At 43.0% G+C, this 14,546-nt stretch carries 12 protein-coding genes and 1 tRNA gene; 7 read left to right on the top strand and 6 right to left on the bottom strand.

The features are described 5' to 3' along the window. Positions 1 to 3: 3 nt before the first annotated feature. The 3 genes from A0256_24365 to A0256_24355 form a co-directional block, all read right to left on the bottom strand. Complete coding sequence (locus A0256_24365; GenBank protein ID AMR34363.1) at positions 4 to 807, bottom strand: hypothetical protein; 804 nt, start codon at positions 805 to 807, stop codon at positions 4 to 6. Continuing rightward, positions 776 to 1,426 (bottom strand): hypothetical protein, encoded by a 651-nt coding sequence (locus A0256_24360; GenBank protein AMR34362.1) that lies wholly within the window; start codon positions 1,424 to 1,426, stop codon positions 776 to 778. The genes A0256_24365 and A0256_24360 overlap by 32 nt, the downstream gene beginning before the upstream one ends. Positions 1,427 to 1,505: 79 nt before the next feature. Then, positions 1,506 to 2,222 (bottom strand): oxidoreductase, encoded by a 717-nt coding sequence (locus A0256_24355; protein AMR34361.1) that lies wholly within the window; start codon positions 2,220 to 2,222, stop codon positions 1,506 to 1,508. Between the two features lie 406 nt (positions 2,223 to 2,628). Between A0256_24355 and A0256_24350 the strand changes: the two genes are divergently transcribed. Further along, on the top strand, positions 2,629 to 3,915 hold the full coding sequence (locus A0256_24350) for a deoxyribodipyrimidine photolyase (GenBank protein AMR34360.1): 1,287 nt from the start codon (positions 2,629 to 2,631) through the stop codon (positions 3,913 to 3,915). Between the two features lie 31 nt (positions 3,916 to 3,946). On the opposite strand, the gene A0256_24345 is transcribed toward A0256_24350, so the two are convergent. Then, entirely contained in the window at positions 3,947 to 4,303 is a 357-nt protein-coding gene (locus A0256_24345; GenBank protein ID AMR34359.1) for a hypothetical protein, read from the bottom strand. A gap of 149 nt (positions 4,304 to 4,452) precedes the next feature. On the opposite strand from A0256_24345, the gene A0256_24340 reads away from it, so the two are divergent. The 3 genes from A0256_24340 (at position 4,453) to A0256_24330 (ending at position 10,133) form a co-directional block, all read left to right on the top strand. Next, on the top strand, positions 4,453 to 5,400 hold the full coding sequence (locus A0256_24340; protein ID AMR34358.1) for a hypothetical protein: 948 nt from the start codon (positions 4,453 to 4,455) through the stop codon (positions 5,398 to 5,400). Positions 5,401 to 5,587: 187 nt separating this feature from the next. Then, positions 5,588 to 8,404, top strand: coding sequence for a 2-oxoglutarate dehydrogenase subunit E1 (locus A0256_24335; GenBank protein AMR34357.1), 2,817 nt, complete (start codon positions 5,588 to 5,590; stop codon positions 8,402 to 8,404). 100 nt (positions 8,405 to 8,504) lie between these two features. Then, complete coding sequence (locus A0256_24330) at positions 8,505 to 10,133, top strand: dihydrolipoamide succinyltransferase (GenBank protein ID AMR34356.1); 1,629 nt, start codon at positions 8,505 to 8,507, stop codon at positions 10,131 to 10,133. A 354-nt stretch (positions 10,134 to 10,487) separates the two neighbouring features. Here the strand turns inward: A0256_24330 and A0256_24325 are convergent, their stop codons facing one another. Both A0256_24325 and A0256_24320 read right to left on the bottom strand, forming a co-directional pair. Next, on the bottom strand, positions 10,488 to 10,730 hold the full coding sequence (locus tag A0256_24325; GenBank protein ID AMR34355.1) for a hypothetical protein: 243 nt from the start codon (positions 10,728 to 10,730) through the stop codon (positions 10,488 to 10,490). Between the two features lie 291 nt (positions 10,731 to 11,021). Next, entirely contained in the window at positions 11,022 to 11,480 is a 459-nt protein-coding gene (locus A0256_24320) for a hypothetical protein (protein AMR34354.1), read from the bottom strand. Positions 11,481 to 11,589: 109 nt separating this feature from the next. On the opposite strand from A0256_24320, the gene A0256_24315 reads away from it, so the two are divergent. The 3 genes from A0256_24315 to A0256_24305 all read left to right on the top strand — a co-directional run bounded on the left by A0256_24315 (position 11,590) and on the right by A0256_24305 (position 14,538). Next, positions 11,590 to 11,665 (top strand) — tRNA-Gly (locus A0256_24315). Between the two features lie 113 nt (positions 11,666 to 11,778). After that, positions 11,779 to 13,500, top strand: a complete 1,722-nt coding sequence (locus A0256_24310; protein AMR34353.1) for a hypothetical protein — start codon at positions 11,779 to 11,781, stop codon at positions 13,498 to 13,500. Positions 13,501 to 13,512: 12 nt separating this feature from the next. Next, positions 13,513 to 14,538, top strand: coding sequence for a hypothetical protein (locus tag A0256_24305; GenBank protein AMR34352.1), 1,026 nt, complete (start codon positions 13,513 to 13,515; stop codon positions 14,536 to 14,538). Positions 14,539 to 14,546 lie beyond the last annotated feature (8 nt).

Here is a 14,546-nt window from a genome sequence, read left to right as displayed (position 1 = left end):
GATCTAATCATTAAATAGTGCCGCCAATTGATGAATGTCAATGTCAGCGTAGTCATTTATTGCCAGCCCGGCTATTTTATTAATAACGGAAGCAGGGTGGGCGGTAGTGATTCCAACAACTTTCATACCTGCATTGTTGCCGGCTTGAAGCCCCGCCATTGAGTCTTCAAAAACTACGCACTTTCCGGGCGGAGTATTTAACTGTTCGGCTGCTTTTAAAAATATCTGCGGACTAGGTTTAGGTTGGTTAACCATGCTGCCAATAACAATGGTATCAAAATATTGTCGGATAGGAATTTTGTCGAAGATAAAATCAACATCCGCCATTTCAGACGACGTAGCCAGGGCTACTTTAATACCTGATTGGCTTAGTTCCCGAAGAAAATTTTCCAGGCCATTTATTGGCCTTAAAAACGGCAAATATTGCTGTTGATACAATTGCTGTTTCTGATCAACAAGAAGATCTTGCTCTGCCTTGCCGGCATTGGGGAAATATTTTTGAATTGTATTTAAAATTGGAACTCCACTAATCTCTGCTTTGTAAGTTTCCCTGCTCAACTCGGGCATATTGTGTTTTTCAAACAGCAACTGCCAGGCTTTATAGTGGAAGGGAGTGTTATCTACAAGCGTACCATCCATGTCAAATACAGCGGCAAAATTAGCACCTTTTAAACTTTCTCCCACAAAAGCAGCTTTCTTTTTGTTTAACAGACGGTTATCGTTCAATATCTTGTTATCTATTTTATTCTCCTTTTCCAGTTGATTTGGAGAACTCTTAGAAACCCAACTTTTCCTTGATCCCGCCATTTTTAGCCAGGAATTTTCCATATTCAAACAAGTTGTCAATTGGTGAGCGCTGGAAAAGATCGAATGTTACGTTAACACCTTTCTCTATAGCTTCATCGGTTTTTTCAAAGCCTGCCGAATCATCGTTGATCCAGAAATTAAGCACAAAACCAAACTGCACCCAAAGCGCATCTTTATATCGCTTACTGAAAAACTTACGATCCGTCAGTTCCTGCGATTCAATACCCTCTGCCAAAATACTTTCGGCAAAGTTTTCAAATATCTCTTTAGTTGGCTGCAATACTTTTGGAGTGCCCATTCCGCGTTCCTTTTTTAAGCTATATACAGCAAAACTTCGGTTGCTTTTGAGCAACTCAAAAAAGCTATAAAAAAAGGACAATGCTTTTTCGCGTGCTGCATACTGCGCCCATATTTCCTGTGTGCGGATTTCGCCAAGCGTTTTGCGGGTAAGATCTGCCCAGATGCTTTGCTCTACCGCATAAAAAGAACCAAAGAAACGATAGAACTCCTCTTCGGCCATTTCATTTTTCTTTGAAAAAATGTAAACGGATTTGGGCTGGTGCCCTTCTGTTAAAACAAAATCTATATACGCTGTCTGAATGCTTTCGGTACTGGCCATAATGAATTGATTTTATGTGTTAAAGTTACCACTAATGAGGGACGAAAATATCATACTTGTGTAAAGCCTTTACGGCAGGTTACAAAGGCCTTAATGCGCCGAGTCCGCCGTCAATCCCGATAATTTGCCCGGTGATCCAGCCGCTATGTTCGCTTAATAAAAATTGAGTTGCAAAGGCTATATCATCCGGCTTGCCGATTTTCCCTAGTGGGTGTCTTTTTGCAGATGATGAACGCTTTTCTTCAGTACTCAGGAGGCTTTGTGCAAGCGGTGTATCCGTAAGCGAAGGCGCAATTGCATTTACCCTGATCTGGCTGGTAGAAAGTTCCGCTGCTAATGATACCGTTAAACCTTCAATAGCTCCTTTAGCTGCGGCAATACTGGCATGAAAAGGCATACCCGCTTTTGCAGCCACAGAACTATATAGCACTATACTGGCGCCACCTGCATTTTTGAGTCCTTTTAGGGCCATACGAATGATCTCTGTTGCCCCCAGTACGTTTATTTTATAGTCGTTTAAAAAATCGTCGTTGGTTAACCGCTGAAACGGCTTTAGGTTGATACTGCCAGCCGAGTAAACCAAGCCGTGCAATTGATCAGGCAATTGGTCCACCACAGCACTGAGATCTCCAAGGATATCTGCCTGAATATGATTTATTCCTTCCGGCCATTCGGCTGACGGATTACGTGATATATTGAAAATGTTGGCTTCTTGTATGGCAAGATGCTTGATTAGCGACAGGCCTATTCCAGAACTACCGCCTACTATTAGAATGTTTTTGTTTTTTAAGCTCATATATTAGTCAAATAACATTCTGCATAGCGCATTGTTCATGTGCTATAAAATTTGACAATTGCATTAATTATAGCCACAACCATTGTCTGTTCGTTCTCTAAAAGCTGCTCACAAGTTAAAATTTAAATTATCCCGCTTTAGCCGTACCTTTGAATACTGATTGTAGTTAGTTAAGATTTCTTATTTTCGAACATATCAGGGCTTTAATAGTTAAAGAAACTATGCACAAGGGTAATAAAGAAAACCTGCCATCGAAAATTTGTGAGACTTGCAAACGACCTTTCAGCTGGCGCAAAAAATGGGCAAAATGTTGGGACGATGTCAAATATTGCAGCGACCGGTGCCGCTCAAATAAATAATTAGCATTTTTGTAATTAATCTAAATAAGTTTGGATTAGGTGTTCCTATGAGTGAAAAAACAATACTGGTTTGGTTTAGAAATGACTTGCGAATTCATGATAATGAGATATTATCAGAAGCTGTACGCAAGGCTGATAGAGTTTTACCGGTATATGTTTTTGATCCGTATTACTTTAAAACCAGCGATTCCGGTGTGTTAAAAACCGGGAGTTTCCGGGCCAGATTTCTGCTTGAATCAGTGGCAGATCTCCGTAAAAATTTAAAAAGTTTTGGGGCTGATCTCATTGTTCGCATGGGAGATCCTGCCGAAGTGTTAACGCAACTGGCCGAAGAATACCAGATCAGCGAGGTTTATCACCACCGGGAAGTAGCACCAGAAGAAACGGATGCCTCCGAGCGGGTGGAAGCTGCCTTGTGGAAAATGAAGCTGAATCTAAAGCACTTCATTGGCCATACCATGTACCATAAAGAAGATCTGCCTTTCCCTATAAAAGATATCCCGGATAGCTTCGTGGCTTTTAAAAAGAAAGTAGAACGCGATAGCAGCGTGCGGCAGTGTGTTGTTTCGCCTGATCATATCTTAACGCCCCAAATTAGTGATGCCGGAGCCATGCCTGCCCTTACAGATCTGGGCGTGCCGGATCCGGTAGACGATCCGCGTTGCACCAACCATTTCACGGGTGGCGAAAACGCTGCATTGGTGCAGTTGGAAAAGTATCTTACCGGGCAGCAAACCACGGTTCACAAGAGTGCACGTACTACGGGGCCATGCTCATCCGGCCTATCGCCCTGGTTGGCATTGGGTTGCATTTCGCCAAGGCAGGTATATTGGGAGGTGGTGAAAAACCGCCAGGCCATGCAAAATGCCGATGCGTTGATGCTTGAATTGTTATGGCGTGATTATTTCCGTTTTATGTTTAAGAAACACGGGCAGAAATATTTTCGGGCCGAAGGTTTTAGCAGCACCGCACCGGAAGCAGCTACCAACCAGGATGAGCTTTTTGAACAATGGAGAGCCGGTGCAACAGGTGTGCCTTTTATAGATGCCGCTATGCACGAGTTAAATGCAACGGGCTATATCAGCAATTATAGCAGGCAGGCAGTGGCTACTTATCTTACGAAAGATCTGCAAGTTGACTGGACGAGAGGGGCTTTATATTTTGAAGAAAAACTGATAGACTATTCGCCTGCCAGTAACTGGGGTAACTGGGCCTTTGTTGCAGGGGTAGGTAACGATACCAAAAGCAATCGCTATTTTAATGCCGCCAAACCGGCTAACCAGCTAGATAGTAAAAGCGATTTTATCTCAACCTGGCTGCCTGTTTCCGTTTAATAGGTTGATTTAACCTCTTTTACAAATTCTATTACTTTTTTGCTTCTTCAGTTTTTGGTGCATCGGTATATTTGATGGCATCTGCTGTTATGGTATCACTGCGATCCTTACCGGCAATATTTGCAAAGCTGGTAAATATTACGGCATCAGCACCAACAGTTTTCGCTTCGTCGATTATTTGGGTTTTTGAGTTCTCTTCATTTCCGTGTAGTACATTGCTAAAATGGCCCGTTACTTTGTATTCCCGCTTTACATCGCGTGCAGCATAATATACACTAACATCATGATGGCGAGGGAACCTTTTGCGCAAGTAGGCAACCGTTTCGCAGGCACCGAACAACAGGCAGAAGAATAAACCCGTTAGTAGATATGGTTTTAGAATTTTCATTATAAATTAAGGGTAGGTTTGCGGTTGGACCAAGGTAAACATCAATTGGTTTAATCTCGAATATAATTTTTTACCAGATGAATTTAGTCAACCTCAAAAACAATTATAGCTTTGACATTATGAGGGGTATGATTGTTTTATGTAGTTTAATGGCGTTTGTTTGTGGCAGGGCCCTGGCGCAGTCTGGGCACAACTTGCAGTCTACTCGGTTTATGGTTGTTGGCTATACACGCAATCACATCAATTTGCTGGCTGAAGTAAAGAAATTTCAATTAGAGAAACTCACTCACCTCAATATCGCCTTCCTCAATCCGGATTCTGCAGGGAAATTTAGCACGCCAACTGATCTCAAGAAAGTATGCCGGTATGCTCACAAAAAACATGTGCAGGTTTTGTTGTCAATTGCTGGCGGTGCGCCGCCAAAATATCTGTCGGGTATGCTGGCAGGAGATAAGCAGGAAGTCCTGATCAGTTCGCTGTTAAAAATGGTTGTTGATAATAAAGTGGATGGGATCGATGTGGATCTGGAAGGGCGTATGATCGATAGCAATTATGAATCCTTTGTTATTCACCTGGGCGTAGCTTTGAAAGCCAAACAAAAGCTGATGACGGCAGCCATTGCAACTTATTATGCCAAAAGGTATACAGACAGAGCCCTGGCCCAGTTTGATTTTGTAAACGAAATGAGTTACGATAAAACAGGCCCTTGGGACATGGATAAACCGGGACAGCATGCACCCTACGATATGGCCGTGCAGGATTTGGATTATTGGACTATTGAGCGGGGTATCCCAAAAGCAAAGTTAAATTTGGGCTTACCTTTTTATGGGTATGGCTTTGGCAAGGATGCGCCCACTGATATGGCGTACAAAAATATCGTTAACAAATATCCTGATGCTGCAGATACCGATCAGGTTAGCGTAAGTAGCGGCGGTACTATTTATTACAACGGCGCACTTACTATCAAGAAGAAAACGAAGCTTGCCATCTCCAAAGCAGGCGGCGTAATGATGTGGCAACTATTGCAGGATGCTGAAGGTGACCTGTCATTGCTGAAAGTAGTTAGTGATGAGATCGAATTGATGAGCCAGCAATAGATAGTTTATTAAAGGTTAAATCTTATTGACTCGAAATGGTAATTCTATGGTCGTAAACAGCAATTTTGTTCCCAAAAGAAATCCTTAAGTCACAAACATTGGTTTGCCTCAAAAGTTATAACATATAATTTGGGGCATATTGTAGTATTATGCTTAATTTTGCACTGTTTTACAATATTGGTTTCTCATGGATCGCCTAAATTACATTGATAGCGGCAACGCTGCCTACATTGACTCCCTATACGAAGCATATAAACAAGACCCGGAATCGGTAGATTTTGGTTGGCAAAAGTTTTTTGAAGGCTTTGATTTTGGTAGAGACACGCAGCCTGCAAAGGGTGCGGCAACTGCAACTGCCCAAGCTACGCCTGATAACCTGCTGAAGGAGATCAACGTAATGAATATGATAAATGGGTACCGCACGCGCGGCCACTTATTTACCAAAACTAACCCTGTGCGCGAACGCCGCAAATACTTTCCGGGCAAGGAACTGGAAACATTTGGTTTAAGCGATGCAGATATGGATACGGTGTTTAACGCCGGCGTTGAAGTTGGTTTAGGCCCCGCTAAATTGCGTGATATTCGCCAGTTGCTGGAAGATACGTATTGCCAAACTATTGGTGCCGAGTATCGCTATCTGCGTAATCCTATCAAACTGAAATGGTTTGAGGACAGGATGGAAACGAGGCGCAATACACCAAAGTTTGGTATTGAGGATAAAAAGATGATGCTTTCGAAATTAAACGAAGCCGTTGTTTTTGAAAACTTCCTTGGTACAAAATTTCTTGGTCAAAAACGTTTTTCACTGGAGGGTGCTGAGGCACTTATTCCCGCGCTGGATTCCGTAATCAAACAGGGTTCAGATCTGGGTATCGAAGAATTTATCATCGGTATGGCTCACCGTGGCCGTTTAAATGTGCTTACCAACATCATGGAGAAAACCTATAAAGAGGTGTTCTCTGAGTTCGAAGGTAAAAACTATGACAGCGAGTCTCCATTTGGCGGCGACGTAAAATATCACTTAGGGTTCTCAACCGATATTACGACTAAAAAGGGTAAAAACGTTCACCTGAGCCTTTGCCCTAATCCATCGCACTTAGAGGCGGTAGATCCGGTTGTAGAAGGTATCACCCGGTCTAAAATAGATTTTAAATACAACGGCGACCATTCTAAAATTGCACCGATACTGATCCATGGCGATGCCTCTGTAGCAGGCCAGGGCATTGTGTACGAGGTACTGCAGATGGAGAAACTTGATGGTTACCGTACAGGTGGTACCATTCACCTGGTTATTAATAATCAAATTGGTTTTACCACCAACTATAAGGATGCCCGTTCGAGTACTTATTGTACAGATGTGGCAAAAACTGTGCTTTCGCCTGTTTTCCACGTAAATGGTGATGATGTTGAAGCATTGGCTTATGTAGTTAACCTTGCAATGGAATACCGCCAGGTATTTAACGAGGATGTATTTATCGATATCCTTTGTTACCGCCGCTACGGCCACAACGAGGCGGATGAGCCAAAATTCACGCAGCCGGTATTGTACAAAGCGATAGAGGCTCACCCGAACCCACTACAGATCTACAGTAAAAAATTAATTGCCGAGGGTTCTGTTGATGATGCTTTTGTAAAAGGCCTGGAAAAAGATTTTCGTGCGGAGCTACAGCAAATGCTGGACGAGTCGAAAGCGGAAGACAGGTTTACCGATACCATAGCCATGTTTGAGGGCGCCTGGAGCGGCCTGCATTTGGCTAACCATAAAGAACTGATCTCTGCAATAGATACCGCTGTTAGCAAGGAAGATATTGTTGAAATAGGAAACAAACTGACCGTATTGCCGAAGGACAAACAGTTTTTCAAAAAGATTGAGAAGTTATTTGAAGACCGCAATGCGATGGTTAACAAAACCGGCGTTTTTGATTGGGCAATGGGCGAACTGCTGGCTTACGGTACCTTGTTAAAAGAAGGCACACCGGTAAGGTTGAGCGGAGAAGATGTTAAGCGCGGTACTTTTTCACACCGCCATGCTGTGTTAACTCTGGCGGAATCGGAGGATGAATATACGCCATTAGGAACCATTAACGAAGAAGCAAGATTAAGCATATTCAATTCTTTACTTTCTGAATACGGGGTATTGGGTTTTGAGTATGGCTACGCTATGGCTAACCCCAATGCATTAACCATATGGGAAGCACAGTTTGGTGATTTCTTCAACGGTGCACAGATCATTATTGACCAGTATATTGCCAGTGCCGAAACAAAATGGCAGCGTGGTAATGGCTTGGTGATGCTGTTGCCACACGGTTATGAAGGCCAGGGCCCTGAGCATTCATCAGCCCGCGTAGAGCGCTTTTTAGAGCTTTGTGCTGATGATAATATCCAGGTGGCTAATTGCACAACGCCTGCCAACTTCTTTCATATATTAAGAAGGCAAATGCGCCGCGATTTTCGCAAGCCGCTCATCATCTTCACACCGAAAAGTCTATTGCGCAGCCCTAAGTGCGTTTCGCCATTGGAAGAATTTACAAATGGTAAATTCCTTGAGCTGATAGATGACAATTACGCTGAGCCTAAAAAGGTGAAACGCGTGTTGTTATGTACCGGTAAGATTTATTATGATCTGCAGGAAAAGCAACAGGTAGATAAACGGAAGGATGTAGCGATAGTAAGAGTTGAACAATTGTACCCAACTCCTATTCAGCAGATCATAAAAATTAAGGCCAAATACGAAAAAGCAACTGAGTTTATCTGGGTGCAGGAAGAACCGGAGAACATGGGTGCTTGGCCATACATTTGCCGCAAGTTCCATAACGATAAACACTTTAACCTGCAGGTGATCTCCCGTTTGGAAGGTGCCAGCACGGCAACCGGTTTTGCGAAACAGCATGCGGCCCAACAGGCTCACATTGTTGCTAAAGCATTTGATACCCCAGCAGGTAAAACGGTTAAAGAAAGTATTAAGAAAACGACAGAAAAAATGGCTAACGCCGGAGCGGATTGATTTGTTGAAGTGCAGTAGTGAATGAACGTTATGGGATTCACTACTGATCAATCTTCCAGTTATCATTTAAATTCACGATATCAACTACAACTACTATTATATGAGTTTAGAAATAAAAGTTCCGCCGGTAGGCGAATCCATTACCGAAGTAACATTATCAGCCTGGAAGAAAAAAGACGGCGACCATGTGGAAATGGACGAAGTGATAGCCGAGCTGGAATCAGACAAGGCTACTTTTGAGCTTACTGCCGAAAAGGCCGGGACTTTAACTACCAAAGCAAGCGAAGGTGATACATTAGCCATTGGCGCTGTAGTAGCAAGTATTGAAGAAGGTACTGGTACACCTGCCGCTGCCGCAGATCAGGCACCTGCTGCCCCTGTTGCAGAAAAGGAATCAACTCCCGTGACTGCTAAAACTGAGGAGCCCGGTAAAGCGGTTAGTCCGGAAGTGCCTGCCAACGGTTACGCACCAGCACCTGATCAAAGCGGTTCATCATCGTTAGAGATCAAAGTGCCAACAGTAGGCGAGTCGATCACCGAGGTTACCCTATCCCGCTGGATGAAAAAAGATGGCGATACTGTTGAAATGGATGAGGCTATCGCAGAACTGGAATCAGACAAGGCCACATTCGAATTAACGGCCGAAAAAGCGGGAACCTTAAAAACGATAGCTAAAGAAGGCGACACCCTTCCGATTGGAGCTGTAGTTTGCACAATAGAAGGCGGTAGTGCTTCGGGCGCCGGAGCTCCTGCGCATGTTACCCCTACGGTTGCAGATGCCGTGAACGAATCACCTCAGGCTGCTCCATCAAAAGGAACCACTTATGCATCGGGCGTTCCATCACCGGCTGCTGCAAAAATATTGGCTGAAAAAGGCGTAGAATCGTCATCGATAAATGGTACCGGTGTTGATGGTCGTATCACAAAAGGTGATGCCTTATCAGCTCAAAAGCCTGCCGTTGCACCAACTCCGGCTGCTCCTGCTAAATCTGCACCTGCCGCTGCAACACCGGCTCCGCCTGCGGGTTCACGCACAGATAAGCGTGAAAAGATGTCATCACTACGCAAAACCGTTGCAAGGCGTTTGGTTGCGGTTAAAAATGAGACGGCCATGTTAACCACTTTCAACGAAGTGGATATGGCACCAATCATGGAAGTGCGCAGCAAATACAAAGATAAATTTAAAGAGAAACATGGTGTAGGCTTAGGTTTCATGTCGTTTTTTACCAAAGCGGTTACCGAGGCTTTGAAAGAATGGCCTGCCGTAAATGCGCGGATTGAAGGAGAAGAAGTGGTGTACAGTAATTTTGCCGATATCTCTATCGCGGTTTCTGCACCAAAAGGATTGGTAGTTCCGGTTATTCGCAACGCAGAAAGCATGAGCCTGGCCGAAATTGAAAAAGCTATTGTTGTATTGGCTGGTAAAGCCCGTGAAAGTAAGCTTACAATTGAAGAAATGACAGGCGGCACCTTTACAATCACCAACGGTGGTGTATTTGGTTCCATGATGTCTACCCCAATCATTAACTCACCACAAAGTGCTATTTTAGGCATGCACAATATCATAGAGCGCCCGGTTGCCGTAAATGGACAAGTGGTGATCCGCCCGATGATGTACCTTGCATTATCTTACGACCACCGTATTATTGACGGTCGCGAATCGGTAAGCTTCCTGGTGCGAGTAAAACAGTTATTAGAAGACCCTACAAGGTTGTTGCTGGGCGTGTAATTAGCGTTCGGTATTAAATTATAGAATAAGCCTGGCAATAGCCGGGCTTTTTTGCGTGTTATCTTGCTGTGTAATCATTTGGATTTCGATGAGCGTGAATGATTGCAAGAATAATTATTTTCCTGTTTTCGTTGTCGACTAAATAGTGGATATGGAAAGGAAATTGTTTTAGCATTAAAGTTCTAACATTTTTGTATTTAATTTGAAAGCTTAACGGAGTTCGTTCTATATGCACCTAAGCTTCCCTAATTCTATAAAGAAATTGTTTGGCAAGTTTTGGGGAGATTTCTTTATAATAATCCACTGCGTTTTTAACATCCGTACGAACATAGGGTCTGTTAATAAAAGCGTAGCTCACAAAGTTTTTGCAATATCAGTGAGCATGTCGTCAAAACTTTCTGTACGAGCAGAATTAGCATAATAATCGTTAAGTCTCTCATCAATAAGCTCAGTTTGCCATGAATTTAACTTTACCTGATTTGATAATTCTTCTTCTTGTAGTTCAGTATATTTTTCTGTTAGTAATTGCCATTCTTCAATAGGTATAAATACACCGGTCGTATTTCCTTTCGTGTCATGAATGAATTGAAGATTCATAATATTTAATTTAGTGCCTTTAATTAAATTTACTAATAAAATTTATTAAACAATCCTCTATGAGTCATCAGAAAAATTTACTTTGCGGAAAGCTTACATTGCTTACAGGAAAACAATAAAGGGAACAAAAATTTCACGCGCCTAAAGTTTGACATAAATTTGGCAAATTGCCTAAAAGAATGAGACCAATGATCATGAGTAAGTATGCCTTTGGAATTTACTTTAGTATCGATGGTTATTGTGCCCACTCCAATTGCGCCTTGAATAGAACTAGTATTGTACTATTTCGCTCTACACCAGCTTCCTCATCGCCATAATATAGCCAACGTGCAATCCTTCGTGAAAGGGTAGAAACGCGATAGCGTCGTCAATACTTGTTATTTCCACTCCGTAGCGGGTAGTCCAGGTAGGGTAGTTGCCGAACAGATTTGCATTATAATCTTTCTCAAACTGCTCCAGCGTTGATATCATTAACTCCTTAATTTCGGCAAATTGCTGCTGGTTGGCAGGGCCAACGGGTTTAGTATCTGGTTTGTACGTCTCAAAAAAAGTTTCGCTCACACGGGTTGATAAACCTGCACGCTTGTAACAAATGCCTTGTTGTGTGGCCACCATGTGGCCAAGATTCCAGATGATATTATTGTTAAATCTTACCGGGATGGTATTGAGTTGGTCCAGCGTGAACTGATCCAAAATGTCGAGGATCTTTAAACGCGGCTGTTTGATGATGTTAGTGTATTTTTCGATCATACTCCAAATATTGAATTTTTTATTGAATGCTCATGTCTTTTCAAAGGATCATTTTTTTTCAAAATATTTTTTGACAAATAAATAATTAGCTTACTTTTGCCACCCCAATGCGAAAGTAGCTCAGTTGGTAGAGCACGACCTTGCCAAGGTCGGGGTCGCGAGTTCGAATCTCGTCTTTCGCTCAAATCCTGCCCAAACGGCAGGATTTCTTTTTTTGGGCAATTTGTGCCTACATTCAGCCCGGTAATTTATACCTCGCTAACTTCAAATATTTTACCTTTGCAGCATAATTGCATAAATGACCAACACTGCCGCTGATACAAGTAAGTCCGACAAGCCCGTTTGGTATTTTATTTTGTGCTGGACATTGCTCAACCTTGTGCAGGCTTATACCCTTGAATTGCACGGCGACGAGGCCTATTACTGGGTTTATGCACAGAAGCTCGATTGGGGCTATTTTTATCACCCGCCAATGATGGCGCTCTTCATCAAAATTGGCTACACTTTGCTACATAATGAATTGGGCATTCGGCTGATGGCTGTATTTACCAACAGTGCAGCAATTTACCTGTTAAGGCTCATTCTTAAACCGTATAGGGTAAGCCCTCATTGGTTTATCCTGGCGATAAGCAGCGTGTTGGTTTTTCATGTTTATGGTTTCACCACTACGCCAGATGCACCCCTATTCTTTTTTGCTGTGCTTTTTTACTACGTATACCAGCGTTACATTACCAAGGATGGTTTTTTAACCGGACTTTTAATGGGCGTAATTGCAGCTTGCCTGCTTTACAGTAAGTATCATGGTGTATTGGTGATCGGCTTTACGGTATTGTCCAACTTTAAGTTATTCAAGCGGGGCTCGTTTTACCTAGCTATGTTAACGGCGTTAATTATACTCGTCCCGCATATTTTATGGCAAATGCACCATGGATTTCCTGCGGTGAATTACCAGTTGTTTGAACGCTCTACAGACCGTACCTATAAAATTGGGGATAGTATTGAATACCTATCCGGGCAATTGTTGCTTGGCGGCGTTTTAAGCAGCTGGTACCTGTTTTATAAAGGGTTTACGGCAAAAGTTTCCGACGCCTTTACACGAACTTTAATGTTCAATGCTATCGGCACGTTCGCTTTTTTTTTAGTGAATACGCTTAATGCGGATGTGCAGCCTCACTACACCTTGATAGCGTTTGGCCCGCTGACGGCTCTTGCACTTATTAATTTCAGTAAAGGAAATCTGTTTCCGGTTTGGTACCAACGGCTGCTATTGATCAATATCGGGCTGGTATTATTACTGAGGGTAGCGCTGCTGTTCCAATGGCCCGTTATGCAAAAGATCCAGGCGCTGGATACTTACTTTGGGTACAAAAAGTGGGCAATGGAAATTCATAAAAAAGCAGGTAATGCTTATATGGTGATGGATGATGGTTTCCAAAATCCATCGAAATATAATTTCTACAACCACACGCTAAAGGGTTTCTCCTACGATTCCCGTTATTATGGCCGTACCATGTACGATATCTGGCCTTTTGAGGACAGCCTGCAGCACAAGCGGGTTTACGGCGTATTTACAGGGCCAATAAAAGGGGTAACAACAGATATGATACCGGGTGGGCATAACATTTATTACGGCGGTTGGATAGAGGATGCGCGCACGTATCAAAAAGTAGCTATTGAAGCATCACCGGAAGCTATCGCCGCGCGACCCGGACAAAAAATACAATTTGACCTCAAACTAACCAACCCATACCCATTTGATATTACTTTTGCCAATGAGGGTTACAAACACAAGGCATTTTTAGAAGCTTGTTTTTTTAAAGGGAAAACAGATTTGGTTGCTTTACAGCAGGCTGATAGTACATTTAACGGTATTGCTTTAAAAAAGGGTGCCACTGCCACATATAAAATGACGGTTACCACACCGCCCGTAAAGGGCAAATATTATCTGGTGTTTTCTATCCGTACCGAACCGTTTAGCGGAAGTAAAAACAGCCCGCTGATTAAATTTTTAGTTGAATAAAACATTCATCGCATGTTTAAAAAAATACTCCCCCTACTGCTATTCGCCATTTTAATAAACCGATTAGCATCTGCCCAAACGGTAGATCTGCATTTTAACGGCTCGGTATTTTTTGACAACCGGGAATACAAAGAGTCGCTGATCCGCTCACGCACCTATTCGGGCACCCGCCTGGCCCTGGATGTTGGCCTTAACCTGGATAGCGCAAACCGCTTTGTGTTTGGAGCCAACGGCCTGCACGAGTTTGGAGCCAAGCCTTATTTTTTAAAAGTAAACCCGGTGGCTTATTTTCAGCATACCGGCAAAAATTGGTCTTTTTTCGGTGGTGAGTTTCCCCGTGAAAACTTATTGACCAATTACCCGCGGGCATTGCTGAACGACACGCTGCGGTACTTCAGGCCAAACATTGAGGGCCTGCTTACCACCTACCACACGAAAAACTTTAGTGAAACCGTTTGGATAGATTGGGTGAGCCGCCAGACTGATACCGAACGTGAGCAATTCCTCTTTGGTTTTTCGGGCAAGTATCAGCCATTTTTAAAAGGGCCTCTTTACCTTGCACATTACTTCTTTCTATTGCACGATGCTGGCCCGGCAGTCCCTATTCCGGATGATCATATCCGTGATAACGGTGCTATACAGGTGAAACTTGGGGCCAACTTTAGTCACAAAACTTTCCTCGATTCACTAAATATAGAAGCAGGCGGTATGATGTCGTTAGAGCGTACCCGTAATGTGTCCGGATTTAGGAAGCCTACCGGGTTTGTGGCCAACGCCTATGCCAGTTACAAGCGTTTTGCTTTGTACGATGAATTTTATAAAGGAGATGGGCACGATGTGACATACGGCGATGCTTACTACCAATATAAAACCTACAATCGTTTAGATATTATTTACACGCCATTTTTATACAAAGGTTTAACCGGCCAGTTTATTCTCAGTTTTCATCAAACACCGTTAAGTAGCGGGAGCAACCAAGAAGCTTTTCGTTTAATTTATGATTTGGGCCGAAAGCCGATCGCTAAGTTTAAAGATTAGTGTTTTAG

This window comes from Mucilaginibacter sp. PAMC 26640 (assembly GCA_001596135.1).
Classification (GTDB): Bacteria; Bacteroidota; Bacteroidia; order Sphingobacteriales; family Sphingobacteriaceae; genus Mucilaginibacter.
This window is presented reverse-complemented; position numbering and strand designations above follow the sequence as displayed.

Excerpts from the sequence above, each read along its gene's own strand:
- A0256_24365 (AMR34363.1), bottom strand. The coding sequence starts at position 807 with ATGGCGGGATCAAGGAAAAGTTGGGTTTCTAAGAGTTCTCCAAATCAA.
- A0256_24360 (AMR34362.1), bottom strand. The coding sequence starts at position 1,426 with ATGGCCAGTACCGAAAGCATTCAGACAGCGTATATAGATTTTGTTTTA.
- A0256_24355 (AMR34361.1), bottom strand. The coding sequence starts at position 2,222 with ATGAGCTTAAAAAACAAAAACATTCTAATAGTAGGCGGTAGTTCTGGA.
- A0256_24350 (AMR34360.1), top strand. The coding sequence starts at position 2,629 with ATGAGTGAAAAAACAATACTGGTTTGGTTTAGAAATGACTTGCGAATT.
- A0256_24345 (AMR34359.1), bottom strand. The coding sequence starts at position 4,303 with ATGAAAATTCTAAAACCATATCTACTAACGGGTTTATTCTTCTGCCTG.
- A0256_24340 (AMR34358.1), top strand. The coding sequence starts at position 4,453 with ATGGCGTTTGTTTGTGGCAGGGCCCTGGCGCAGTCTGGGCACAACTTG.
- A0256_24335 (AMR34357.1), top strand. The coding sequence starts at position 5,588 with ATGGATCGCCTAAATTACATTGATAGCGGCAACGCTGCCTACATTGAC.
- A0256_24330 (AMR34356.1), top strand. The coding sequence starts at position 8,505 with ATGAGTTTAGAAATAAAAGTTCCGCCGGTAGGCGAATCCATTACCGAA.
- A0256_24325 (AMR34355.1), bottom strand. The coding sequence starts at position 10,730 with ATGAATCTTCAATTCATTCATGACACGAAAGGAAATACGACCGGTGTA.
- A0256_24320 (AMR34354.1), bottom strand. The coding sequence starts at position 11,480 with ATGATCGAAAAATACACTAACATCATCAAACAGCCGCGTTTAAAGATC.
- A0256_24310 (AMR34353.1), top strand. The coding sequence starts at position 11,779 with ATGACCAACACTGCCGCTGATACAAGTAAGTCCGACAAGCCCGTTTGG.
- A0256_24305 (AMR34352.1), top strand. The coding sequence starts at position 13,513 with ATGTTTAAAAAAATACTCCCCCTACTGCTATTCGCCATTTTAATAAAC.